This is a genomic window from Kocuria kalidii (genome assembly GCF_044462225.1).
Classification (GTDB): Bacteria; Actinomycetota; Actinomycetes; order Actinomycetales; family Micrococcaceae; genus Kocuria; species Kocuria kalidii.
On the sequence record NZ_JBISWJ010000061.1, the window covers coordinates 14,910 to 38,180 of the forward strand.

Consider the following 23,271-nt stretch of genomic DNA (forward strand, 5'->3'; position numbering starts at 1 on the left):
TCCGGGAACGTCACGGGCGGCCGGGCGGCCGACCGGCCGGCCGGGCCCCGTTGCCGGTCCCCGTTGCCGGTCCCCGGGGTCGGGGCCATGATGGGGACCATGACTGAGACACCGCTCACGCACGTCGACGAGACCTGGCAGCGCGCCCTCGTGGTGGTCGCGCACCCGGACGACATGGAGTTCGGGGCCGCAGCGGCCGTGGCCCGCTGGACCGCACAGGGCAAGGACGTGGTCTACTGCCTGGTCACCAGCGGGGAGGCCGGCATCGACGGGCTCGAGCCCGAGCAGTGCGGCCCGCTGCGCGAGGACGAGCAGCGGGAGTCCTGCCGGATCGTGGGGGTGGAGCAGGTGGAGTTCCTGCACCTGCCGGACGGGGTGCTCGAGTACGGGGTGGCCCTGCGGCGGCGGATCGCGGAGGTGGTCCGGAGGCACCGCCCGGACGTGGTGATCACCAACAACTTCCGCGACACCTGGGACGGCGCCACCGCCCTGAACCAGGCCGACCACGTCGCCACGGGCCGGGCGACGCTGGACGCCGCGCGGGACGCCGGGAACCGGTGGGTGTTCCCGGAGCAGGTCGAGGCGGGCCTGCAGCCGTGGCCGGACGTCACGGCGGTGTGGGCGGCGGCCTCCCCCGGTGCCCGGCACGCCGCGGACGTCACGGAGACCTTCGGGGCCGGCGTGGAGTCCCTGCGCGCCCACCGCGCCTACCTCGAGGGGCTGGGCTGGGAGGACTTCGACCCGGACGCCTTCCTGCGGGACGGCGCCGCTGCCACCGGCGAGCGCCTCGGCGTGCCGCTCGCGAGCTCCTTCGAGGTGTTCCCCCTCCGGTGGGGCGGCAGCGACGAGTGAGCGCTCGCCGGGGCGAGGGGACCGGTCAGGCCGGGTCCGGTTCCCGCAGGACCGTGAGCACGAGGAGCATGGCGAGGACGACGAGCCCCGCCACGAAGCCCACCGCCCCGGTCCACCCGGTGGCGGTGTAGAAGACGCCGCCCGCCGTGCCCAGCACGGAGGAGCCGGCGTAGTAGAAGAGCGTGTAGAGGGACGAGGCCTGCGCCTTGCCCGTGCGGGACCGCACCGGCACCCACCCGGAGGCGATCGCGTGCGCGGCGAAGAAGCCGGCGGTGAACAGCAGCAGCCCGAGCACGATCACGGGGATCGACGGGACCAGCGTGGCGAGCAGTCCGGTCAGCATGACGGCCCCGCTGCTCGCCAGGACCACCCGGCGCCCGCGGGCCGCGGCGATCCGCCCGGCGGTCCCCGAGGACCAGGTGCCGGAGAGGTAGGCGAGGAACAGGAGGCTCACCACGGTCTGGGACACGCCGAACGGCTCCTCCCCGAGGTGGAAGCCCAGGTAGTTGTAGATCGCCACGAACCCGCCCATGAGCAGGAAGCCCTGCAGGTAGAGCACCACCAGGCCGGGGTCGCCGAGGTTGGCCCGCAGACGCCCCAGGAGCCCGGCCGGCCCGGTGAGCCGGACGGTCTGGCGCACGAACCCCCGCTGGCGTGGGGCGATCAGCACGAAGACCACGGCGGCGAGCGCGGCGAGCACGCTGACGGTGATCGTGCCCGTCCGCCAGCCGAACGCGTCGCCCACGGGTGCGGCCACGATGCGCCCGGCGAGTCCGCCCAGGCTCGTGCCGGCCACGTAGGTGCCGGCGGCCACCGCAGCGTGCCGGCGGTCGAGCTCCTCCGCGAGATAGGCCATGGCCACGGCGGGGATCCCGCCCAGAGCGACGCCCTCCGCGAAGCGCAGCGCCACGACGGTCTCGAAGGTCGGCGCCAGGGGCATGACGAGCCCCAGACAGGTGGCCGCCACGACGGCCACCACCATGGTCCGCAGCCGGCCCCACCGGTCCGAGACCACGGACCACGGCAGGACGCCCACGGCGAGTCCCAGGGTCGCGGCGGAGACGCCCAGGGACGCGCGCGCGGCGTCGATCCCGAGGTCCGTGGCCATGAGCGGCAGCACGCCCTGCACCGAGTAGAGCTGGGCGAACGTCGCCACGCCGGCGCACAGCAGGGCCAGCAGCACCTTGCGGTAGCCCCGGCTGCCGCGGTCGTAGCCGGTCCAGTCGCCGGGCGGGACGGCCTCAGCCACGGCCGGGGCCGCCGACCTCCCGGGCCCCGGCCCGGAGCCCGGTGACCACCCACAGGACCAGGAGCAGGAACAGGGCGAGGTAGGACAGGGTGGCCACGACCTCGACCGCGGGCGCGGGAACGCCCAGGGGGCTCAGCCACGCGTCCCAGCGGATCGGCCCGACGTACAGCCCCACGAGGGCGACCCCGCCCAGCAGCAGCGCGAGCCGGCGTGGGCCGCCCCGGAGGAATCCGGGCCACGCCTCGACCCACAGCGCCGTGAACACGAGCCCCCACCACAGGTGGTGGTGGGACCAGGTGACCGGGGACATGTAGAGCATGACGAGGGCGTTGACCGCCACGACCGAGAGGATCATCTGCCGGGCCGCCAGGACCCGGATGAGCAGGGCGGCGCCCACGACCAGCGCGAGGAGCAGCGCCCAGCGCAGCAGGGGTTCCGCGTCCGCGGGCACGCCGAGGTGCAGGAGGACCCCCTGCAGGGACGTGTTGTCGATGTACCCGGTGTCGCCGACGCGTTCGTCGCTGACCACGGCCTCGGTCCAGAACTCGACCGCGTCCCGCGGCAGGGCCAGGAACCCGATCAGCACGGTCGCGGCGAACGTGAGACCCATCGTGAGGATCGGCCGGAGCTGCCCGCGCACCAGGAACACCAGGCCGAACGCCAGGGGGGTCAGCTTGATGCCGGCGGCCAGCCCGATCCAGAACCCGCGGGGGATCCTGCCCAGGAGGGTGTCGTCACGGGTGCGCAGCAGGTCGTAGAGCACGAGGGCGATGAGCAGCGCGTTGATCTGCCCGAGACCCACGTTGCGCATCCACGGCCCCGACCACAGCAGCACCGCGGTGCCCGCGGCCACGGCCGTGGCCGGGCCCAGCAGCGTCTGCAGGGGCAGCGGGCGGCCGCGGTCGCGCGCGTAGCGCAGGAGGACGGCGGCGAGACCCGCGGCGAGGGCGATCGTGGCGAGCACGAGGGCGAGCTCGGTGAGCGGCTCCGGGAGGTAGGCGAGCGGCACGAACAGCAGTGCCGCGAACGGGGGGTAGGTGAAGGGCAGCCCTCCGTCGTCGTGCACGCTCAGGCCCGGTCCGTAGAGCTCGTCGTCGAACCCGTGCCGGTCCACCACGGCCATGCCGCCGAGCCGGTAGACGTCCAGGTCGAGGCTGACGTCGAGGGCCAGCCAGACGGACCGCACGAGCACGGCCGCCAGCAGCAGCCACGCCAGGACGGTCAGCGCCGTCGATCGTGCGGTGCGGGGCGCGACGGCGGTGGAGCTCACCAGGGCCTCAGATCTCGGTCGGTGCTCCGGAGGGAGCGGACGGGGGCCGCGTCGGGCGTCCGGGCGAGCACGACGACGGCGGGGCCGGTCACGGCCGTGCCGGTGCGCAGCAGGAGGCCCGGCGCGGCGGGAGGGGTCGATGCCCACTCTAAGCCCGGCCTGCCGCGTCCCGTGACAGGCGGTCCCGCCCGGCACGACGTCTCCGGTGCCCGCCGTGCGCGGTGCCGCCGGTCAGCGGTCGAAGTGGGTCGTGGCGGGCCCCTTGCCCACGGTGGCGACCAGTTCGGCGGCGAGGTCGCGGAGCTTGACGTTGCGGTGGCTGGAGGCCGCGGCCAGGATGCCGAAGGCCTCCTCCTGGCTGCAGCGGTTCTGGCCCATCACGATGCCGACCGCCAGGTCGATGGTGGTCCGGGAGCGCATGGCCGCGCCCAGGTGCTCCTCGGCGTCCCGGTGGCCGGCCAGGCGGAGGGCCAGCCGCAGGGCCTTCGACGCGGAGCGCACCTCGTGTTCGACGGCGCCGATGGCGGCGGCGTCGTACTTGCCGGGCCGGTCGGAGTAGAGGTTGAGACCGGCGTCGGCCTCGCCGGCCAGCTCGAAGGGGACGGCCAGCACCGAGCGGATGCCGTGGCGGTCGGCGTCGTCGGTGTAGTCGGGCCACACGTCGCTCGCGCGCAGGTCCGGGATGTGCACCAGGCGGTGCTCCCGGGCCGCCGTGAGGCACGGCCCGTCGCCGTACGCGTACTGGATCTCGTCGAGGAGCCCGGCGCGCTCGCTGCTGGAGGCCACGGTCCCGGCCCGCCGGTCACGGAGCAGCGTGACCGCGCACCACACCTCGTCGCCGTCGGCCGACAGGCTCCGGGCCATCATCCGGGTGAACTCGTCGAGGAAGTCGGTGATGTCGTCGCTGTTGAGCAGCAGGTCCTGGAACTGCTCGGCGGACGACCCGCCCGCCTGCTCAGTCATGGGATTCCGTCCGTCGCAGGTCCCGGCGCGTGCCGGCCGGGGCCGGCGCTCTCCGGCGCTGGCCCCGCGAGTCTATCCGCCGGCCCGGCCGGGACGTCCCGCTCAGGTCGCGTCACCGGGAGGCCGCAGCCACGTCCCCCGGGCGTCGAGCTCGGCCACGAGCTCCTGGTGCCGGTCCCGCGTGGTCGGATGGGGTCCGGCCGGGTCGGCGAGGTCCTGGGAGAGCTGCCCGGAGATGCGGCTGTGCCACACGTGCAGCTCGACGAGGCTCAGCCTGGAGAGGTCGGGCGGGAAGGCGTCGACGCTGTCGGGACCGGGATCGGCCGCCGCCTCCGGGGGACCGGAGGGCGACGACGGGTCGGGCAGGTCGTCGGAGGTCACGGTCAGCGCATCGCTCACGCGGCACCTCCGGGACGGTGGGCGCGGCGGCGTTCCGTGCGGGCGGTGCGGGAGGACATGTGGTCCACAGCGGCTTCCTGGGTTCTCGGTGCGTTTCGGGCGCGCACGATCGGTGGGCCACTGCTCGACCGCCCTCCACCGTAGTCGACCACCGCGAGGGCGTCGAGGCCCGTGGCCCGCCCCGGACCGGACCGGTACGAGCCGGGCATCCGCACGCCGGGTGCTCGCGGGCGACGTCCGGCGTCCCGCACCGCAGGCCGTGCTCAGGTGCGGGGCGGCCTCGTCGAGGGGTCCTCGCCCCGGCGCATCACGGACAGGTGCTCGACCCGGTGGGCGAGCCCGGCCAGGCGGGTGCTGACCGAGCGCAGGGCGGGCGCGCTCCGTCCGGGGCCGCGGAGGACGGCCCCGTCCACGAGGTCCCGGAGCCTGTCGAGCACCGACAGCGGAACGGCCGCGACCACGTTGCCCGGCGGCCGCCGGGCCACCACCGGATGGGCGCGGGTGGGCGCGGTGCGGCGGACCACCTCCCAGGCCAGGCCCAGAGCGCGCAGCCGGCGGCGGCCCAGGGCCCGCTGCAGCCGCGGGAGCAGGACGTCCTCCTCGTCGCGCACGTCCTCCCGCAGCACCGCGGCGAGCCGGGCGAGCAGGGGCCCCCGGGCGGGGTCCTCCGCGGCCATGGCCTCGAGCGCGGTGACGAGCTCGTTGACCTCCTGGTGCTCGCGCTCCACCTCCAGCGTCAGCTCGTGACCGTCCGGCAGCACCCGCCGCACGACGGGCCACAGCACCGCCTCCTCGGCGAAGGCGTGCGGGAACACCAGACGGTGGATCCGCAGCAGCACGAGCCCCTGGGCGGATGCGTCCGCGCCGTCCAGCTGCCGCAGCAGGCGGTCCAGCTCGACGTGGTCCTGCTTCTGCCGGGTCAGCACGCTCAGCCGCCCGCCGAGCTCGTGCACGCCCTGGTCGGCGATCGATCTCTCCACGACTATCCCTGCCGCCACTCGTCGCTCGTCAGGTGGGAGCCTGCCTGCGGACCCATCTGCACCATGCCGCCGTCCACGACCCAGGACGCGCCGGTGACGTAGGAGGCCGCCGGGGAGGCCAGGAACGCGATGACCGAGGCGATCTCACGGGCGTCCCCCGGTCGTCCCAGCGGCACCCCGGGACGGTGGGCGCTCCGCGGGTCCTCGTCCTCCTGCCCCGTCATCGGGGTGGCGATCTCCCCCGGTGCCACCGAGTTCGCGGTGATGCCGTGCTCCCCCAGCTCGAGGGCGATGGTCTTCACGAGACCGCCGAGGCCGTGCTTGGCCGCGTCGTAGGCGCTCGAGCCGACCCGGGGGACGTGCTCGTGGACACTCGTGACGGCGATGAGCCGGCCGCCCCGGCCGGCGGCGACCATGTGCCGGGCCGCCGCCTGCAGGCACAGGAACGCGCCGTCGAGGTCGGTGGCCAGGACGTTGCGCCACGTGGCCAGGGGCGTCTCCAGGAACGGGACGTTCGCGCCCGTCCCGGAGCTGTGCACGAACACGTCCACGCCGCCGAGGCGGTCCACGAGGTCGTCGACCGCGGCGCCGCACCGGTCCAGCTCCGTCGTGTCCAGCCGCGCCACCACGGCCCGGCGGTCGCAGGCACGGACCTCCTCCGCCGTGCGCTCCGCGCCGGCCTCGTCCCGGTGCCACGTGATGCCGACGTCCATCCCGGCCGCGGCGAGCGCGACGGCCGTGGCGCGCCCGATGCCGGAGTCCGAGCCGGTGACGACGGCGGTGCGGGGAGCGAACTCCATGGTCGGTCCTCTCCGCCCGCCGCGGGCGGGCTGCTCTCGAGGTGCTGCCGGAACCATCAGCCTACTACCGAGCACCGGTGGGGGCACCGGCGCCCGCGAGGTCGGCGGCGGACCGTTGCGGTCCCCGGGTGTTCGGAGGAAGCTGTTCAGCACACTGATGGTCGAAGGACGAGGAGAACGTCATGGCGCACCAGGGCCCGTCAGGATCAACCGTCCCCGGGGATCCGGAGGAGCCGGGGGGCGTCCCCCCGGCCCGCTCGGGGGCGTCCACCCCGCGAGGTCGGCGGAACGAGGTGGTCGCCGCGGAGAAGCAGGAGTACGGGGGCATGAAGTTCGGCTCCGCGTTCTTCGGCTGGATGACCGCCACCGGCATCGCCGTGCTGCTCACCGCCCTGCTCGCCGCGATCGGCGCGGGCGTGGGGGTCGCGACCAGCACGGATCCCGGGGAGATCGCGGAGCAGGTGTCCCAGGACGCCGGCACCGTGGGGATCGTCAGCGGGATCGCCCTCGCTCTCGTCCTCTTCGTCGCCTACTTCGCCGGGGGTTACGTGGCCGGGCGCATGGCCCGGTTCGACGGCGCCAAGCAGGGGGTCGCCGTGTGGCTGTGGGCGATCCTGATGGCGATCGTCCTGGCGGTCCTGGGCGCCCTCGCGGGTGAGCAGTTCAACGTCCTGCGCGACCTCAACAGCTTCCCCCGGGTCCCCGTCGGCGAGGGCGCGCTGACCACCGGCGGCATCATCGCCCTGCTGGTCGCCGTCCTGATCCCTCTGCTCGCCGCCGTGCTCGGCGGACTCACCGGGATGCGCTTCCACCGCAGGGTCGACCAGGTCGGGATCGACCACCAGTACCGGTCCCACTTCTGAGACCCGCCCGGCTCAGAACACGAGGACGAGCCGGCCCCGCACGCCCCCGGCCTCGAGGCGGCGGTGCGCCTCGGCGGCGTTGGCGGCGGGCAGGACGTCGGCCACGCGCGGGCAGAGCACGCCGTCCTCCACGTACCCGCGCAGCAGGTCCAGCTTGTGGCCCGAGTGGTACTCCCGGGGCACGCTGATCCGGTGCACGGTGATGCCGCGGCCCGGCTCGCCCTGCCAGCGGCGGACGGTCGCGAAGCCCCCGCCGTCCCGGACCGCGGGAGCCGCCTTCTCGTCGAGGACGGCCGCGTCCACCAGGGCGTCGACCCCGTCGGGGAAGAACTCCCGGATGCGCTCCGCCACGTCGTCGCCACGGGCGACCACGTGGTCCGCGCCCAGGCTCTCCACGAGCTCGAGGTCCTGGTCCGATGCGTCGGCCACGACGGTCAGTCCCTCGTGCTTGGCCAGCTCCACCACGTAGTTGCCCAGGGTCCCCGCGGCCCCGGTGACGGCCAGGGTCTGCTCGGGCTGCAGGTCCAGCACCTCGAGGACCTGCAGGGCCGTGAGCCCGTTCATGGGAAGCGTGGCGGCCGTGGCGAAGTCCGTGCCCGCCGGGAGGCGGGCGATCGAGTCGTCGGGGGCGACCAGGAGCTCCGCGTAGGCGCCCCCGTGCTCCCCGCGCGGCAGCGCGATGGCCATGACCGCCTCCCCCGCGTGCCAGGCGCTGCCCTCGCCGACCTCGTCGATGACCCCGGCCGCGTCCATCCCCGGCACGTACGGCGGTCGCAGGTGCTCCAGCGGCTGACCGCCGGCGCGCAACACGGTGTCCGTGGGGCTGACGGCGGCCGCCCTGACCCGGATGCGCACCTCCCCGGGCCCGGGATGGGGGTCCGGCACCTCGTGGGGGGCGAGGACCTCGGGCCCTCCGAACGACTCGACTCCGATGACCTGCATGCCCGTTCCAACCCCGTGCGGCGCCGTCCCATTCCGGTGAGGTCGAGGCGCCGGGCCGGTGGCAGGCCGATGCCGTCCTGACATGCCGGTGCGGGGCCCGTCACACCGTTGCGCCCCCGCCGGTCGCGGACCATCCTGGGAACGAGTCCTGCCGCACCACGAAGGGCACGCCATGGCACCGACAGATTTCATCACCCTCCCCGTCACGGATCTCGAGCGGTCGAAGCGGTTCTACTCCCGTCTGGGCTGGGGCCTGCACCCCACGTTCGAGGGCGCCGGCGCCGGGACCGTCGAGATCCGTGAGGACGAGCACGTCATGGTCCTGAGCGAGGACCGCCACCTGCGCCTGGTGCGTCCCGGGACCCCCGGCACCCCGGCCGACGCGTCCGTCGTCAACGCGCTCAGCGTCGACTCCCCCGAACAGATCGACACCATCGTCGACCGGGCCGTCCGCGCGGGCGGGACCGAGGGCGACACCCAGGACTACGGCTTCCTGCGCTCGCGCTGCTTCCGGGACCCGGACGGACACCAGTGGGAGATCCTCTGGGTCGACCCCGCGGCGGCCTCCGTCCGCGCCACCCACCAGCAACAGTGACCGCAGGCACGACGGAGCCCGGTCACCGGCAGGGGTGACCGGGCTCCGTCGTGCGCGGGCCGCTCAGGCGCTCACTTCTCGGAGACCGCCGCCGCGAGCCGCTCGAGGGAGTGCTCCAGGGCGCCCTCCGCGAAGAGCGGGAAGGACACGGCCTCCTTGGCCTCGGGGGTCGCGTGCTCCCACGAGTAGGTCTCGGTGACCAGCGTGGACCCGGGGCCCTGGGGCTCGAGCTCCCAGATCCACTCCCAGCCCTCCAGCTCGGCGCCCTGCGGCTTGGGCTTCCAGGCGAGGAGCTTGTTCCTGTCGTAGCCGGAGACGGTGTTCTCCATGACGTAGTCGCCGCCCATGTGCTCGCCGTTCATGTTCATCACGAACACCTGGCCGACGTCCTGGATGCGCTGGTCGTCGCCGGAGACGACCGTGCCGGAGCCGTCGATCTGCTGGTGGCGCGAGGGCAGGCTGAGGACGTCGAAGATGGCGTCGGCGGGGGCGTCGATGACGCGGCTGGCGGAAATGCTGTTCTCGGACATGCGGGATCCTCTCGTCGGTTCGGTACGACCCCACCGTAGGCAGACGTCACCGGTTCGTGGCCAGGGCTGTCCGCTCCCCGCGTAGCCGGGCCCCGGTCGGTCCGTCCCGGCGCCGAGGGTCTGCCGGTCCCCCGCCAGCGCCCGCAGATACGCGGCGAAGCCCCGTTCGGCCCGGCCCACGCTCCGGCCCGACGTCAGCACGCGGACCCGGTCCGTGGCGAGCACGCGGTGCCCGCGCGCCCGCACCGCCGCCGCCAGGCGGACGTCCTCGCCGTGCGGCAGCGGCCGGAAGCCCCCGCACGCGGTGTAGACGTCGGCGCGGACGCCCAGGTTCGCCGCGTGCACGTGGGGGTGCCCCTCCTCGAGGCGGTGCAGGGCGTGCCAGCGCCGCAGAACGCCGGCGGGCAGGTCCCGCTGGTCCGGCTCCACGGTGCCCAGCAGCAGCTCCGTCCCGCACCCGGCCGCGCCGAGGTGGCCGGTGAGCCAGTGGGCGGGCACCGCGCTGTCGGCGTCGGTCGACACGATCCAGGTGCGGTCCCCGGCAGCTCCGGCGGCGCGCACCGCGGCGGCCCGTGCGGCCCCGGCGGTGCCCCAGGTCCCGGCGACGACGTCCACCCCCGCCGTCGCGGCGATCCGGGCGCTGCCGTCGGTGCAGCGGTCCAGGGCCACGACGACGTCCAGCCGCACCCGCGGCCGGGCCGTCCGCAGCAGCTCGGCCGCGTCCTGCACCGTGGCCAGGCACCGGCCGAGCAGCCGTTCCTCGTTGCGGACCGGGACCACGACGACCACGCGCTCCATCCCGCTCAGCACGTGCCGTCACCGGGGACCCGGCGGGCACCCCGTCCGAAGACCTCCAGCAGGAAGTCCCGTTCCGTGTGGCTCAGCAGGCATCCGAAGCGGGCGTCCGCGTGCACGGCCGCGTGCACGTCGGCCGCGTCGAGCGGCCAGCCCTCGACCGGGTGGCGCCAGTGGCACAGCAGGAGGTGGCCGTCCGCCTCGAGGGTCCCGGCCACCCGGTCGAGGAGACCGGTCAGCTGCGCGGCGTCGAGGAAGTAGCCGGTCTCGGAGAGCACCACGAGGTCGAACGTGCCGGGCGGCCACTGCTCGGGGAGCCGGCGCTGCTCGACCCGTACGCCGGGACGATCCGCCAGCCGGTGCCGGGCGCGTTCGGCCGCGACGCCGCTCGCGTCCGCGGCCAGCACGGAATCCGCCCGGTCCGCGAGCTCGGCGGTCAGGGCGCCGAGGGAGCAGCCGACCTCCAGGGCACGGCGGTACCGGGACCGGGGCAGGGCGGCCAGGGTCACGGAGCGCTTGCGCCGTTCGTACCAGGAGGAGTCGACGCGCCACGGGTCTCCGTCCCCCCGGTGGACCTCGTCGAACACGGCGGCGGGGTCGGGCGCGCCGCCCGGCCGCGGCGTCACGAAGAAGTGCTCGGCCGGGCGGCGGAAGCGTGCCAGCACGTGCGGGCCCAGGAGGACCTCGTCGCCCGGGGCCGGGGACAGCGGCAGCACCTGCGAGGCGTGCGCGGCCAGCGCACGGTCCTTGGCCCGGCGGGCCGCGCCGTCCAGGGCCAGGACCCGGACCCCGTGCGGGGGCAGGTCCTCGGGCCCGCCCCAGTGCCACAGCCAGACGGGGTACTCGAGGCACTCGACACCGTGGGCCGCGGCGGCCGCCCGAGCGGCCCGGCCCAGGACCTCGTGGTCGACATGCCCGTCGTCGCCCCAGGGGGCGGCGAGCACGCCCCGCCGCCCGGCGGCGGCCCACGCCGCGGCCTCGGCCACGGGTGCGCGCAGCGCCTCGCCCGCGGCGTCCAGGGCTCCGTCGGCCAGCCCCAGCAGCTCGGGAGCCACACCGTCGGCCAGGAACTCCGTGGCCGCCGCGCACTCGGCCCGGCGCACGCGGGCGAGATCGGCGGGCGTCCGGGTCGGGGACAGTGGGTGCGAGCGCTCGCCCAGGGTCGCCACGACCACCCGCACCCGGGCTCCCGCCCGGGACGCGAGCGAGATCAGCCCGCCCGCGCCGAGGCTCTCGTCGTCGGGGTGGGCGGCGAGGACCACGAGGCGGTCGATCCCGTCGAGCCCGAGCGGACGCGCCGCCCGCAGGCGCGGCGCCTGCGCCCACACCGGCTCGGGGGTGCCCGGCTCCCGGTGGTCGAAGCTCACCACGGACGGTCCCCGGCGGCGCCCCCGAGCAGCGCGCGCCCCAGCGCGGCGGCGTCCCGCTGGGCGTGCTCCTGCCGGACGTACACCTGCAGGGCGCTCACCCGGCGGACGTGCTCGGGGGCGCCGGTGAGCGGGCCCGGCCCGGTGGCGGCCGACACCTCCCCGACCACGGCCTCCGCGGCACGGGCGACCACCCGCCGGGTGCGCAGGGCCAGGACCGCGCCGCGCTCCCCGCCGGCCCGGCCTGCGTCGACCTGCTCCGCCGCCGTGCGCAGCGCAGTGCGGGCGGAGTGGAGGCGTGCGTCGACGGTGCCGAGCGCGGCGTGGCCCAGCTGGTCGAGCGGTCGCCGCCCCGGCTCGCGGCGGCGCACGGCGTCGTCCCACAGGAGGTCGGCGACCCCGGCCGCGCCGCCGTACCAGCACGCGGCCACGCCGATCCCGCCCCACGCGAAGCCGGGGCGCTCCAGGTACCACCCGTCCTCCCCGACCGGCACGGCCGGCACCGCCGTGCACCGCACGCCGCCGGTCGGCACGTCCCCCAGCCCGGCCGGCCGCCACTCCAGCGTGCTCCCCGGGACCACTCCGGGGTGGGCGAGGTCCACGACGAAGGCCCGGCGGCGCCCGGTTCCCGTGCTCGCGGTGACGACGGCGCGGTCGAGGTGCGCGGCGAGCGAGCACCAGGCCTTGCTGCCCGTGAGCTCCCAGCCACCGGGCCCGCGGCGGGCCGCGAGCTCGTGACCGGGAGCCTCGGCCGCCCACACGCCCCACGCGGCGGGCAGACCGGCGAGCTCCTCCAGCCCGGCCTGGCGCAGGACGGCGAGGGCGTCCAGGTGCGGCTCCACGACGCGGGCGAGGGACAGGTCGAGCCGGGCGAGCTCGGAGAGCCGCAGCCACAGCTGCCCGGTGCGGCCGGCGCCGGGAACGGGGAGCTCCTCGCCGAGGGCACGGGCCACGCGCAGAGCCTGGGCCAGGGCACCCGGCCGGGCCTCGCGCAGGGCCGCCGCGGCCTCCCGGGCACTCTCGGGACCGGTGGCGTGACGGGGGTGCGGAGGGGGCATGCGGTGTCCATCGGTCGGCGACATGGGGATGATCAGCCTACGGCCTGCCCGCCGGCCCCCGCCCGGTCCCGGCTCCGCGCACCGAGGTCCGGGCAGCAGGGGCCGGGAGGGCCCGGCCGGGCCGGTTCAGTAGGGCCGCTGGGACGGATCGACCTGCTCGATCCACGCGAGCACCCCGCCCTCGAGGTGCGCCGCGTCGGTGTGCCCCGCGGCCCGCAGCAGCCGCAGCGCCCGTTCGGAGCGGGCGCCCGCCTTGCAGTGCAGCAGCACCCGGCGGCCCGGGTCGATCCGCGCGAGGGCCTCGCCGGACTCGAACTGTCCGAGCGGGACCGGCCGCGCGCCGGGGATCGCCGCGAGGCGGGCCTCGTAGGGCTCCCGGACGTCGACCAGCTCGAAGTCCGTCTCGCCGCGCTCGCGCGCCGCCAGGAGCTCCGCGAGCTCCCCGGCCGTGACGGTCGGGACGGCCTCCGGCACCGGACCGGGGCTCGGCGCGGAGCGGGCGGGGGTGCCGTCGCCGGTCCCCGCGAGGGCCGTCACGGGCGCGCGGCCCGGCGTGGGCGCGAGCGGGATCTCCCACCACCGGGCCGAGAGGGCGTCGTAGGTGGCCACCCTGCCGAGCATCGTGGTGCCGATCCCGGTGACGAGCTTGACGGCCTCGACCGCCATGGCGGTGCCCAGCAGGCCCGGCAGGACGCCGAGCACCCCCGCCTCGGCGCAGTCGGGCACGGACCCCGGGGCCGGCGGCACGGGATAGAGGTCCCGGTACGTCGGTCCGTGGGCGGCCCAGAACACCGAGTACTGGCCGTCGAAGCGCAGGATGGAGCCCCACACGTGCGGCAGACCGGTCAGCTCGCAGGCGTCGGAGAGGAGGTAGCGGCTCCCGAAGTTGTCCGTGCCGTCCAGGACGAGGTCGTAGGCTGCCAGGAGGTCCACGGCGTTGCCGGCCGTGAGCCGCTCGCGGTGCTCGACCACCCGCACCAGCGGGTTGAGGTCGGCGATCCGCGCGGCCGCGGATCGCGTCTTGGGCACGCCGAGGGTCCCCTCCCCGTGGATCACCTGGCGCTGCAGGTTGGAGGCGTCCACGACGTCGTCGTCGACGACCCCGAGGGTCCCCACCCCCGCGGCGGCGAGGTAGAGCAGCGCCGGCGAGCCGAGTCCGCCCGCGCCCACGCACAGCACCCGGGCGTTCTTCAGCCGCCGCTGGCCCTCCTCCCCGATCTGGGGCACGGTGAGGTGACGGGCGTAGCGGCGCAGCTCGGCCTCGGTGAGCGCGGCCGCGGGTTCGACGAGCGGGTCCAGGTCCACGGTGCTCAGGCGTCCAGCCCGACCCACTCGGTGGAGCCGTCGGCGAACAGCTGCTCCTTCCAGATGGGCACCTCGGTCTTGATCCGGTCCACGAGCGCGTCGCACGCGGCGAACGCGAGCTTGCGGTGGGCGGCGGCGACGGCCGCCTCCAGGGCGGAGTCCCCGATCCCCAGGTGGCCGATCCGGTGGGCGGCCCAGATCCGCACGCCCGGGAACTCCTCGGCGACCCGGCGGGCCACGTCCTCGATGGCCCGGTCCGCGCCGGGGTGGCAGGTGTAGTCGAGGCTGGTGACGGGGCGGCCGCCGTCGTGGTCGCGGATGACGCCGCTGAAGCTGACCACGGCGCCGGTGCGCTCGTCCTGCACCGCCGCCACGGCCCGGGCGTGGTCGAGCGGTTCGTCGGTGACGAAGGCGCCGATCACGGCCGTCTGCGCCTGGACGGGTCCGGGTGTGCTCATCGGTCGGTCTCCTCGTGCGGTCGGGGGTCGTGGCGGGGCCCGTCGTGACCGCGGTCGAGCCGGCCCTCGAGCTGGTCGCAGACGTGGTCGAGGAGCGGTTCGAGCACCTTCAGCCCGTCCCACACACCGCCGGTGGAGCCGGGGAGGTTGACCACGAAGGTGTGCCCGCTGACCCCGGCGTGACCGCGGCTGAGGACCGCCAGCGGCGTGGTCCGGCGGCCCTCGGCCCACAGGGCCGCCATGACGCCGGGCAGCTCACGGTCCAGGAAGGGCCGGGTGACCTCCGGCGTGAGGTCGTCCGGGGCGAGACCCGTCCCCCCGCTGGTCACGATCACCCGGGGACGGTCCTGCGGGGCGCGCGCCACGAGCAGCCGCTCGAGCTCGGCGCGGACGTCCTCGCCGTCGGCCACCACGAACGGACCTTCGACCTCGAAGCCGTGCGAGCCGAACCAGTCGGCCGCGATCCGCCCGCTGCGGTCCTGGTAGAGCCCGGCGGCGGCGCGCGTGGAGGCGACGATGACGGCGGCGCCCCTCACGCGGCGTCCCCGCCGGTCCGCGCCCAGTCCCCGGACGCGCCGCCGGACTTCGCGAGCACCCGGACCCGGTCGATCTCGGCGAGCTTGTCCACGGCCTTGATCATGTCGTAGAGCGTCAGGGCCGCCACCGAGGCCGCCGTCAGCGCCTCCATCTCCACGCCCGTCACCCCGCGGGTCCGCACCGTCGCGGTGATCCGCACGCCGTCCGTCAGGCGCTCGAAGTCCACCGTCACCCTGCTGATCGGCAGCGGGTGGCACAGCGGCACGAGGTCCGGGGTCCGCTTGGCCGCCATGATCCCCGCCACCCGGGCCACCGGCAGGGCGTCCCCCTTGGGGAGGTCCGCGGCGAAGACCTGCTCGACGACGTCGGGGCGGGTGCGCAGCGTGGCCGTCGCGGTGGCCTCACGGGTGGTGACGGCCTTGCCCGACACGTCCACCATGTGCGCGGACCCGTCCGCCCGCACGTGCGTGAGTCCCTGCTGCTGATCGGTCATGTCGGTTCGGTCCCTTCGGCTCTCCCGGACGGTGCGTCCCTCCCCATTCTGGACCACGGATCCCGGAAGCGAGGTCCCCGGACCACGGCGTCCGGGGCTCGTGCGCGGCGGCGCACCGCCGCGTCATGGCCTGGTCCCTCACCCGGGGCGGTGCTAGCTTGGCGGGACGCGACCAGGGGCCGCCGACGCCGCCGGCACCACGAGCAGGACGCGGCCGCGGGCCGGGTCACCGACGACCACGGCCTCGAGCTGCACCCCGACCCCGACCTGCACCTCGACCTCGACCTCGACCTCGACCTCGACCTCGACACCATGACGGAGGACACGATGACGGACACCCACGGCCACGACGTGGAGGAGCTGGCGGCCAACAGGTGCTGGGAGCTGCTGCGGGACGCCGGTGTCGGCCGCCTCGCGGTGTGGGTGGAGGACCACCCGGACATCTTCCCCGTCAACTTCGTGGTGGACCACGGGACCCTCGTCTTCCGCTCGGCCGAGGGGACGAAGCTCGCGTCCGCCCTGACCGACGTCCCGGTGGCGGTGGAGACCGACGGGTACGACGAGTCCTCCGCGGAGGCGTGGAGCGTGGTGGTCAGGGGCCGCGCCGAGCGCATCCAGCAGGTCCAGGAGCTGACGGACACCCTCGACCTGCCGCTCTTCCCGTGGCAGGCGGGCCGGAAGGGCATCTTCGTCCGGGTCGTGCCGGACTCCGTGACCGGGCGCCGGTTCCCGGTCGCGGACCCGGGGGTGTGGCGCACCCCGTGGTCGCAGGTGCGGCGCGCCCCGGACGAGTGAGCGCCGGGTCCGCGCGGCCGGACCGGCTGATCCGCTGCCCGTCCGGCGATCTGCTGCTCGACGTGCGCGACGACGGCCCCGTGGACGGGGAGCCGGTGCTCCTGCTGCACGGCTTCCCCCAGGACGGCACGAGCTGGTCGCGGGTGGCGTCCGTCCTGCACGCCGCGGGTCTGCGCACGCTCGTGCCCGACCAGCGGGGCTACGCCCCCGGGGCTCGACCCGCCGGGCGGCGGGCCTACCGGCTCGAGCTGCTCGTCCGGGACGCCGTGGCGCTGCTCGACGCCGCGGGGCTGGAGCGGGCGCACGTCGTCGGCCACGACTGGGGCGGGATCGTCGCCTGGGCCCTCGCGGCGCAGCACCCGGAGCGGACGGCGTCCCTCACCGTGGCCTCCGTCCCGCACCCCCGCGCCCTGGCCCGCTCCCTGACCCGGTCGCCGCAGGCGCTGCGCTCCGCCTACGTCGCGGCCTTCCAGCTTCCCCGCCTCCCGGAGTCGCTGCTCGGTCCGCGCCTCGAGGACCTGCTGCGCCGCTCCGGCCTGCCCGCGGCGGAGGCCGCCCGCTGCGCCGCCCGGATGCGGGAGCCCGGTGCGCTCACCGGGGCCCTGAACTGGTACCGCGCCCTGCCGCTGTCCGGGCTGCGCACCGGGCCCGTCGACGTACCGACCACGTACGTGTGGGGCAGCCGGGACGCAGCCCTGGGCCGGCGGGCCGCGGAGCTGACGGCCGAGCACGTCCGGGGCCCCTACCGGTTCGTGGAGCTCGACGCGGGCCACTGGCTGCCGGAGACGCGGGCCGGGGAGCTGGCCGGTCTGGTGCTCGAGCGCGCCGGCCGGGTCGTGGCGTAGCCGCTCAGTCCCGCCGCGCGGGCCCCTCGGCCGAGGCGTCCTCGCGCAGGCTCCTCGGAGTCCCCGCGATGCGCAGCGCGGCCTGGATCGCCAGGAGCGCGAACGCCGCGTAGTAGATCCCCACGGACGGGTAGAGCTGGGGGACCGTGCCGTTCCAGCCGACCAGGGACAGCACGAACAGGACGGCGCCGGCCGCGAGCACCGCGAGGTGCGCGGTGCCGTAGGCGCCCGGCTCGCCGCGGCGGGCGAGGAAGACCGCCAGGACGGCGAAGAAGATCGGGAAGACCATCTGACCCACCACGGTGATGCCGTGCTGGTGGTACTCGTAGCGGCCGAGCGCCTGGATGACGGCGGTGGCGGCGAGGAGCAGCGGGGCGAGCAGGGACGTCATGAGGACCTGTTCTGTGCGATCGTCCGGGCGGGGGCGCGAACCAGTCTAGCGAGCGGCGCCGGCACCACCGCGGCGTCCCCGGATCCGGCGCCCGGGTCGGGTCCGGCAGCGGTCCGGCCCGGCAGCGGTCCGGCCCGGCAGCCGTTCGGCCCGGCAACGGCCGGGACCAGCAGGGGCCGGTCCTGCAGGGGCGGGACCAGCGGCGGATCAGTCCAGCAGCAGCAGCTCCACCGGAGTCCCGGCCGGCAGCTCGGCCTCGCCCGGCGGCACGAGCGCGAGGGCGTTGGCGCGGGCGGCCGCGGCCAGCAGGTGGGAGCCCGGCCCGCCCGCCGTCCGCACCGTGGCGCCGTCCCACACGGCCCGGCGGACCTGGGTCCGGCCGGGCAGCGGCCGGACGGGCTCCGCGAGGGGCCCCGTGCGGCGGGCCCGCGGCGCGGGGGACCCGACGACCTCCGTCAGGGCGGGGCGCAGGAACATCTCGAAGGAGACGAGGGTGCTCACGGGATTGCCGGGCAGGCAGACGAAGGGGACGCCGTGGACCAGCGCGAGCCCCTGGGGCCCACCGGGCTGCATCGCGACGTGCACGAACTCGCCGTGGGGCTCCAGCACCTGCCGGACCACCTCGTAGGCGCCCTCGCTGACCCCGCCGGAGGAGACGAAGAGGTCGGGCCGCCCGTCCGCGTCCTCGGCCAGGCGCGCGGCGAAGGCTCCGGGGTCGTCGGACACCAGGTGGGCCCCGGCCACCTCCACGCCCGCCTCCGCGAGCTGGGCGCCCAGGATGGCCGCGTTCGCGTCGAAGATCTGGGCGGGGCCGCGCTCGGCGCCGGGGGCCACGACCTCGTCGCCCGTCGTGTAGACCACGGCCCGCGGGCGGGCGCGAACGGGCAGCTCCGCGCGCCCCAGGGCGGCCGCGAGACCGATCCGGGCGGGCGTCAGCCGCCGGCCCGCGACCAGTGCCGTGTCGCCCTCGGCGACGTCCTCCCCCGCCCGGCGGACGAACCGCCCGGCCGGCTGGCCGACCGGGAGCCGCAGCAGGGACCCCGGCTCCGGGAAGCCCCCCGGCAGCGCCTCCTCGACGGGCACCACCGCGTCGGCGCCCGTCGGCAGCGGGGCACCGGTCATCACGGGGGCCGCCTCCCCCGCGCCCAGCGGACCGGGCACGCGGCCGGCGGGCACGGGGGCGACGACGACGAACGACGCGAGCCCGTCGTCCCCCCGCGCCGCCCGGCTGTCGGCGGCGCGGATCGCGAAGCCGTCCATCTGCGAGTTGTCGAAGGGCTGCAGGCTGAGGGGCGCCACGAGGTCCTCGGCCAGGACCCGGCCCAGCGCGTCGCCCAGGAGGACGGTCTCCACCCGCGCCCCCAGGTCCCGCAGGGCGTCCACGACCGCACGGCGGTGCTCGTCGACGCTGCGGACCGGGTGCTGCGTGTGCCTGCTCATCCCCCCAGCGTAGGTGCCGGGACGGGCCGGTCCTGGCAGGATCGGTGCCATGACGGGACAGGACGTGGAGCACACGCCGGACGGCCGCTGGATCGTGGTGGACGGCCGGCGGTGGCGCCGCCAGGACCCCGGGCTGCCCGCGGACGTCGCGGCCCGGCTGACGTCCCACCTGGGCCGGGCCCGCGCGGCCGTGCGCACGGTGCGGCGGGACGGCACGGAGGAGGAGCTGCGAGCCGTGCGGGACCGGGTGGGGCTCGCCAAGCTGGGCCTGGGCGAGCGCGGCACGCCGTGGTGGGAGCAGTCGCCCGCGGAGCGGGAGGCCCGGTGGACGGGAGCGCTCGCGCAGCTGGACGCGCTGGCCCCGCCGGAGTCGGTGTGACGCCGGGCGGGACGCACGGCATTCTCGGCATGCAGGGGACTGATTAGACTGGGCGGACCAGCCCGGCGCGGGGACACCCTGCGCGCCGGACGAGACCACCGAGGCGGTGACATGAGCGTTTCCCTGGGGCTTCCGCAGGTCCGCAGTGCCGGTCCGGCGCCCAGCGGCGCGCCGCGAGAGGCCGGGCTCGTGGACCGCCACGGCCGCCGCGCCACCGACCTGCGGCTGTCGGTCATCGACAAGTGCAATCTGCGCTGCACCTACTGCATGCCCGCCGACGGCCTGCCCTGGCTGCCCGCGGCGCAGCTCATGAGCCCGGCGGAGATCGTGCGGATTGTGGACGTCGCCGTCGCACAGCTGGGGGTGGCCGAGCTGCGCCTGACCGGCGGAGAGCCCCTGGTCCGCCGCGACCTCGAGGACATCGTCGCCGGCATCCGGGTCGCCCACCCGGACCTGCCGATCTCGCTGACCACCAACGGCATCGGCCTGGCCGCCCGCGCCGCGGCCCTGGCTCAAGCGGGGCTGACCCGGATCAACATCTCCCTGGACAGCCTGTGCGCCGAGACCTTCCGGGCGCTGGCTCGCCGCGACCGTCTCGCCGACGTCCTGGCCGGGGCCGAGGCCGCGGCCGCGGCCGGCCTGACCCCGGTGAAGATCAACGCGGTGCTCATGCGCGGGGTCAACGACCACGAAGCCCCCGAACTGCTCGCCTGGGCGCTGGAGCGCGGCTTCGCCCTGCGCTTCATCGAGCAGATGCCGCTGGACGCCGACCACGGCTGGACCCGGGAGGACATGGTCACCGCCGCCGAGATCCGGGACCGGCTCGCCGGCCGGTTCCGGCTCGCCCCGCACCCGGGGCGGCGCGACGGCGCCCCGGCCGAGCTGTGGGACGTCCACCCCGCGACCGCGGCCGGCACCGAGCCCCGCGACGTCGGCGCCCGCGCGACCCCCACGGGGGTCAGCACGGAGGCCGGCACCGGGGCCACCGCCGCGGCCGCCGCGGTGCGCTCCGGCGGCGCGGACGTGCCCCTGGGGACGGTCGGCATCATCGCCTCGGTGACGGAGCCCTTCTGCGCCGACTGCAAGCGCACCCGGATCACCGCCGAGGGCCGGATCCGGTCCTGCCTGTTCTCCCACGAGGAGGTCGAGCTCCTGCCCCTGCTGCGGGCCGGCGCCTCGGACACCGAGCTCGCCGACCGGTGGCGGGCCGCGATGTGGCTCAAGCCGGCCGCCCACGGCATGGACCACGTGGGCCTGGACTCCGCCGACTACGTCCAGCCGGAGCGCTCGATGAGCGCGATCGGAGGCTGAGGCACGTGCTCGTGCGCTACTTCGCCGCCGCCCGCGCCGCCGCCGGCACCGACAGCGAGTCCCTGCCGCTCGAGGGGCCCGCCCCCGCCCGCCGGGAGGTCGAGGAGCTGCTGGCCCGGCGGCACCCGCACCCGCCGCCCGGTCAGCCGCCGCTGGCGGAGGTCCTGGCCCGCTCCAGCTACCTGCTCGACGGCGTGGCCTGCCCCGACCCGCACACCCCCGTCCACGACGACGCGGTGCTCGACGTCCTGCCGCCCTTCTCGGGCGGATGAGCCCGTGCACGACCCCGGCGGCTCCCCCGGCTTCCACGCCGTGGTCCTGGCAGGTGGTCGCTCCTCCCGCCTGGGCGGCCGCCCCAAGGCCCGGCTGCGGCAGGGGGGACGCACCCTCCTGGAGCTCACGCTGGACACGGTCCGGGAGGCGGCGGGCGTCGTCGTCGTCGGGCCCCCGGACTTGGCCGTCCCCGAGGGCGTGCTGCGGACCCGTGAGGACCCGCCGTTCTCCGGGCCGGCCGCGGGCATCGCCGCCGGCCTGCGCCTCCTCGACGGACTCCCCCGCGCGGACTGGACCATGACCCTGGCGTGCGACATGCCCGGGGTCGCGCGGGCCGTGCCCCGCCTGCTGGACGCCGCCCGAGAGGATCCGGACGCCGCGGGCTACGTCTGCGTCCCGCCCGACGGGCGCCGCCAGCCCCTCGCGGCGCTCTACCGGAGCGACGTGCTGCACGGGGCGTACGCGGGCCGGGACGCCACGGACCGTTCGGTGTCCTCGTTCGTGCGCGACCTCCCGCTCCGGGACGTCACCGTCCCCCAGGACGCCACCGCGGACGTGGATACGTGGGACGATGTGCAGAGGCACCACCTGACCTGACCACGAGCGGGCGGTCCCACCGCCCGGGAGGAGCAGCGCATGCCCAAGGACCTGAGCCCGTCCGAGAACGAGACCCTGGAGCAGTGGCTCGCGGCGGTGCGCGCGGCCCTGGACGTGCCCGACGCAGGCCTCCCCATGGACGCCGTGCTGGGCCTGACCGGGCGGATCGCCCACAGCACCGTCCGCCCGGCCGTCCCGCCCACCGCCTACCTGCTCGGCTACCACGTGGGCCGTGCCGCGGCCGCGGGCGAGGACGAGCAGCGGGTCCTGGACCGCGCCCTGCAGACCGTCGGCGACCTCGTCCCCGCCGACCGCCGAACCCCCGAGGAGAACTGATGTCCGGACTTCCCCTGCCCCACGACACCAACAGCCCGTACACGCACGCGCTGCCCGTCATCGAGGACGACAGCGACACGCCCGCGGCCGCACCGGAGGAGGTCGAGACCGTCCACGACGCCGAGTGGCACCGGGCGCGGCAGTACTCCTACGAGATCGCCACCGCGCTGCCGAGCCACTGGCTGCCGCTCCAGGAGGCGCTCGGCGGGGTCCTGGCCGAGGACGTCACCGCCCCGATCCCGGTCCCGCACTACGCCTCCTCGGCCATGGACGGCTACGCCGTGGCCGGCCCCCAGCCGTGGACCGTGGTCTACCCCGAGCCCGTGGAGACGGACCCCCGCAAGATGCTGACGATCCCGCCGAACGAGCTCTACCGCCCGGTGCTCAACCTGGAGCCGGGGCAGGCCACGCGCATCGTCACGGGTGGGCTCGTCCCCGCCGGGGCTCGGGCCGTGCTACGGGACGAGTACGCGGTCCTGGCCGAGGAGGGCACGGTGCTGACCATCGCCGCCCACGCCCCCTCGGCCGAGGACATCCCCTACGGGCAGAACATCCGCCGCACCGGCGAGGAGGTGTCTGCCGGGGACGTCATCCTGCACGGCGAGTGCCTGCTCAACCCCGCGCACATCGCCTTCGCCGCGATCAGCGGCCACGACATGCTCCCCGTCCGCCGCCGTCCCCGCGTGACCATCCTGCTCACGGGCAGCGAGGTCGTGGAGGACGGGATCCCCGAGCCCGGCCAGGTCCGTGACGCCTTCGGCCCGCAGCTGCCCACGTTCGTGGAGATGCTGGGCGGGTCCGTGGACCAGCTCCGGCGCGTGGAGGACACCGCCAAGGCGATGCTCTCCGCCCTCACGGAGGCGCCCTCGGGCATGGCCTCGGTGCTCGACGCACGCACCGAGGTGGTCATCACCACGGGCGGGACCGGGCACTCGGACGCCGACCACGTCCGTTCCGCGCTGCAGGAGCTCGGGGCCGTCTTCCTGCTCGACGGCCTCGCCCAGCGCCCGGGCCATCCCACGTTCCTGGCGCGGCTGCCCGAGGACGGCCCGTTCGTCGTCGGCCTGCCCGGCAACCCGCTGGCGGCGATGACCAGCATGTTCACGGTGGCCCAGCCGCTGCTGGCCAAGCTGCACGGCGACCCGGCCCCGGCCACGCGCACCCTGACCGCGGCCGAGGAGCTGCCGGGCCAGCAGGTCACCGGCCTGGTGCCCGGCTACGTCCAGGAGGGACGGGTCTCCCCCCGGCACCGGGTCGGGGCGAACATGCTGCGCGGGCTCGCGCACGCGGACGTCATCATCGTGGTCCCGCCGGGCGGCGTGGCCGCCGGGCAGGACGTCGAGGTGGTCCCCCTGCCCTGGCGCTGAGCCGGCACCGCACGGCGTGGGCCCGGATCCGCACGGCGGTGTCCGGGCCCGCGCCGTGCCCGCGCCGGGCCCGTCCCACGG

General features: G+C 76.0%; 27 protein-coding genes. 11 read left to right on the plus strand and 16 right to left on the minus strand.

The features are described from left to right. Nucleotides 1-99 precede the first annotated feature (99 nt). Nucleotides 100-852, plus strand: a complete 753-nt coding sequence (locus ACH9D3_RS08525; RefSeq protein ID WP_396410598.1) for a PIG-L family deacetylase — start codon at nt 100-102, stop codon at nt 850-852. 25 nt (nt 853-877) lie between these two features. Here ACH9D3_RS08525 and ACH9D3_RS08530 read toward each other — a convergent pair whose 3' ends face one another. The 6 genes from ACH9D3_RS08530 to ACH9D3_RS08555 all read right to left on the minus strand — a co-directional run bounded on the left by ACH9D3_RS08530 (nt 878) and on the right by ACH9D3_RS08555 (nt 6,513). After that, nucleotides 878-2,101, minus strand: coding sequence for an MFS transporter (locus ACH9D3_RS08530; protein ID WP_396410599.1), 1,224 nt, complete (start codon nt 2,099-2,101; stop codon nt 878-880). Continuing rightward, nucleotides 2,094-3,371, minus strand: coding sequence for a glycosyltransferase 87 family protein (locus tag ACH9D3_RS08535; RefSeq protein WP_396410600.1), 1,278 nt, complete (start codon nt 3,369-3,371; stop codon nt 2,094-2,096). Before ACH9D3_RS08535 ends, ACH9D3_RS08530 begins: the two co-directional genes overlap by 8 nt. 231 nt (nt 3,372-3,602) lie before the next feature. Then, nucleotides 3,603-4,334 carry a GAF and ANTAR domain-containing protein gene (locus ACH9D3_RS08540; RefSeq protein ID WP_396399624.1) on the minus strand — a complete coding sequence of 244 codons (732 nt, stop codon included), beginning with the start codon at nt 4,332-4,334 and terminating at the stop codon, nt 3,603-3,605. Between the two features lie 102 nt (nt 4,335-4,436). After that, nucleotides 4,437-4,733 carry a hypothetical protein gene (locus ACH9D3_RS08545; protein WP_396410601.1) on the minus strand — a complete coding sequence of 99 codons (297 nt, stop codon included), beginning with the start codon at nt 4,731-4,733 and terminating at the stop codon, nt 4,437-4,439. Nucleotides 4,734-4,996: 263 nt separating this feature from the next. Beyond that, entirely contained in the window at nt 4,997-5,713 is a 717-nt protein-coding gene (locus tag ACH9D3_RS08550) for a hemerythrin domain-containing protein (protein ID WP_396410602.1), read from the minus strand. A 2-nt stretch (nt 5,714-5,715) separates the two neighbouring features. Next, nucleotides 5,716-6,513, minus strand: coding sequence for an SDR family oxidoreductase (locus ACH9D3_RS08555; protein ID WP_396410603.1), 798 nt, complete (start codon nt 6,511-6,513; stop codon nt 5,716-5,718). A gap of 182 nt (nt 6,514-6,695) precedes the next feature. On the opposite strand from ACH9D3_RS08555, the gene ACH9D3_RS08560 reads away from it, so the two are divergent. Next, nucleotides 6,696-7,376 carry a hypothetical protein gene (locus tag ACH9D3_RS08560; RefSeq protein ID WP_396399626.1) on the plus strand — a complete coding sequence of 227 codons (681 nt, stop codon included), beginning with the start codon at nt 6,696-6,698 and terminating at the stop codon, nt 7,374-7,376. A 12-nt stretch (nt 7,377-7,388) separates the two neighbouring features. Here the strand turns inward: ACH9D3_RS08560 and ACH9D3_RS08565 are convergent, their stop codons facing one another. After that, nucleotides 7,389-8,318: an alcohol dehydrogenase catalytic domain-containing protein gene (locus ACH9D3_RS08565; RefSeq protein WP_396410604.1), complete on the minus strand. Its 930-nt coding sequence runs from the start codon at nt 8,316-8,318 to the stop codon at nt 7,389-7,391. Nucleotides 8,319-8,490: 172 nt separating this feature from the next. Between ACH9D3_RS08565 and ACH9D3_RS08570 the strand changes: the two genes are divergently transcribed. Continuing rightward, a complete protein-coding gene (locus ACH9D3_RS08570; RefSeq protein WP_396410605.1) occupies nt 8,491-8,913 on the plus strand; it encodes a VOC family protein in 423 nt (140 codons plus the stop codon). Nucleotides 8,914-8,984: 71 nt separating this feature from the next. On the opposite strand, the gene ACH9D3_RS08575 is transcribed toward ACH9D3_RS08570, so the two are convergent. The 7 genes from ACH9D3_RS08575 to moaC all read right to left on the minus strand — a co-directional run bounded on the left by ACH9D3_RS08575 (nt 8,985) and on the right by moaC (nt 15,456). Then, nucleotides 8,985-10,253, minus strand: a complete 1,269-nt coding sequence (locus ACH9D3_RS08575) for a glycosyltransferase (protein WP_396410606.1) — start codon at nt 10,251-10,253, stop codon at nt 8,985-8,987. Next, the gene (locus ACH9D3_RS08580; RefSeq protein ID WP_396410607.1) at nt 10,247-11,605 is read right to left on the minus strand and encodes a PIG-L family deacetylase; all 1,359 of its coding nucleotides are present in this window, start codon (nt 11,603-11,605) and stop codon (nt 10,247-10,249) included. The genes ACH9D3_RS08575 and ACH9D3_RS08580 overlap by 7 nt, the downstream gene beginning before the upstream one ends. Further along, nucleotides 11,602-12,663 carry an acyl-CoA dehydrogenase family protein gene (locus ACH9D3_RS08585; protein ID WP_396410608.1) on the minus strand — a complete coding sequence of 354 codons (1,062 nt, stop codon included), beginning with the start codon at nt 12,661-12,663 and terminating at the stop codon, nt 11,602-11,604. The genes ACH9D3_RS08580 and ACH9D3_RS08585 overlap by 4 nt, the downstream gene beginning before the upstream one ends. A 126-nt stretch (nt 12,664-12,789) precedes the next feature. Beyond that, a complete protein-coding gene (gene moeB, locus ACH9D3_RS08590; RefSeq protein ID WP_396410609.1) occupies nt 12,790-13,968 on the minus strand; it encodes a molybdopterin-synthase adenylyltransferase MoeB in 1,179 nt (392 codons plus the stop codon). 5 nt (nt 13,969-13,973) lie between these two features. Next, complete coding sequence (locus tag ACH9D3_RS08595) at nt 13,974-14,426, minus strand: molybdenum cofactor biosynthesis protein MoaE (RefSeq protein WP_396410610.1); 453 nt, start codon at nt 14,424-14,426, stop codon at nt 13,974-13,976. Then, nucleotides 14,423-14,962: a molybdopterin-binding protein gene (locus tag ACH9D3_RS08600; protein ID WP_396410611.1), complete on the minus strand. Its 540-nt coding sequence runs from the start codon at nt 14,960-14,962 to the stop codon at nt 14,423-14,425. Before ACH9D3_RS08600 ends, ACH9D3_RS08595 begins: the two co-directional genes overlap by 4 nt. Next, nucleotides 14,959-15,456: a cyclic pyranopterin monophosphate synthase MoaC gene (gene moaC / locus ACH9D3_RS08605; RefSeq protein WP_396410612.1), complete on the minus strand. Its 498-nt coding sequence runs from the start codon at nt 15,454-15,456 to the stop codon at nt 14,959-14,961. The genes ACH9D3_RS08600 and moaC overlap by 4 nt, the downstream gene beginning before the upstream one ends. A 150-nt stretch (nt 15,457-15,606) precedes the next feature. Between moaC and ACH9D3_RS08610 the strand changes: the two genes are divergently transcribed. Then, nucleotides 15,607-16,251 (plus strand): pyridoxamine 5'-phosphate oxidase family protein, encoded by a 645-nt coding sequence (locus ACH9D3_RS08610; RefSeq protein WP_396410613.1) that lies wholly within the window; start codon nt 15,607-15,609, stop codon nt 16,249-16,251. Further along, the gene (locus ACH9D3_RS08615) at nt 16,248-17,096 is read left to right on the plus strand and encodes an alpha/beta fold hydrolase (RefSeq protein WP_396410614.1); all 849 of its coding nucleotides are present in this window, start codon (nt 16,248-16,250) and stop codon (nt 17,094-17,096) included. Before ACH9D3_RS08610 ends, ACH9D3_RS08615 begins: the two co-directional genes overlap by 4 nt. 4 nt (nt 17,097-17,100) lie before the next feature. Here ACH9D3_RS08615 and ACH9D3_RS08620 read toward each other — a convergent pair whose 3' ends face one another. Further along, nucleotides 17,101-17,487, minus strand: coding sequence for a hypothetical protein (locus ACH9D3_RS08620; protein WP_396410615.1), 387 nt, complete (start codon nt 17,485-17,487; stop codon nt 17,101-17,103). Between the two features lie 207 nt (nt 17,488-17,694). Then, nucleotides 17,695-18,927 carry a molybdopterin molybdotransferase MoeA gene (locus ACH9D3_RS08625; RefSeq protein WP_396410616.1) on the minus strand — a complete coding sequence of 411 codons (1,233 nt, stop codon included), beginning with the start codon at nt 18,925-18,927 and terminating at the stop codon, nt 17,695-17,697. Between the two features lie 49 nt (nt 18,928-18,976). Between ACH9D3_RS08625 and ACH9D3_RS08630 the strand changes: the two genes are divergently transcribed. The 6 genes from ACH9D3_RS08630 to ACH9D3_RS08655 all read left to right on the plus strand — a co-directional run bounded on the left by ACH9D3_RS08630 (nt 18,977) and on the right by ACH9D3_RS08655 (nt 23,190). Continuing rightward, nucleotides 18,977-19,306 (plus strand): biopolymer transporter Tol, encoded by a 330-nt coding sequence (locus tag ACH9D3_RS08630; RefSeq protein WP_396410617.1) that lies wholly within the window; start codon nt 18,977-18,979, stop codon nt 19,304-19,306. Nucleotides 19,307-19,417: 111 nt separating this feature from the next. After that, nucleotides 19,418-20,617 (plus strand): radical SAM protein, encoded by a 1,200-nt coding sequence (locus ACH9D3_RS08635; protein WP_396410618.1) that lies wholly within the window; start codon nt 19,418-19,420, stop codon nt 20,615-20,617. Nucleotides 20,618-20,622: 5 nt separating this feature from the next. Beyond that, nucleotides 20,623-20,889: a MoaD/ThiS family protein gene (locus ACH9D3_RS08640; RefSeq protein WP_396410619.1), complete on the plus strand. Its 267-nt coding sequence runs from the start codon at nt 20,623-20,625 to the stop codon at nt 20,887-20,889. 4 nt (nt 20,890-20,893) lie between these two features. Then, nucleotides 20,894-21,487, plus strand: coding sequence for an NTP transferase domain-containing protein (locus tag ACH9D3_RS08645; protein ID WP_396410620.1), 594 nt, complete (start codon nt 20,894-20,896; stop codon nt 21,485-21,487). A gap of 39 nt (nt 21,488-21,526) precedes the next feature. Further along, a complete protein-coding gene (locus tag ACH9D3_RS08650; protein ID WP_396399644.1) occupies nt 21,527-21,823 on the plus strand; it encodes a DUF6457 domain-containing protein in 297 nt (98 codons plus the stop codon). Then, nucleotides 21,823-23,190, plus strand: a complete 1,368-nt coding sequence (locus ACH9D3_RS08655; protein WP_396410621.1) for a molybdopterin-binding protein — start codon at nt 21,823-21,825, stop codon at nt 23,188-23,190. Before ACH9D3_RS08650 ends, ACH9D3_RS08655 begins: the two co-directional genes overlap by 1 nt. Nucleotides 23,191-23,271: the final 81 nt, after the last annotated feature.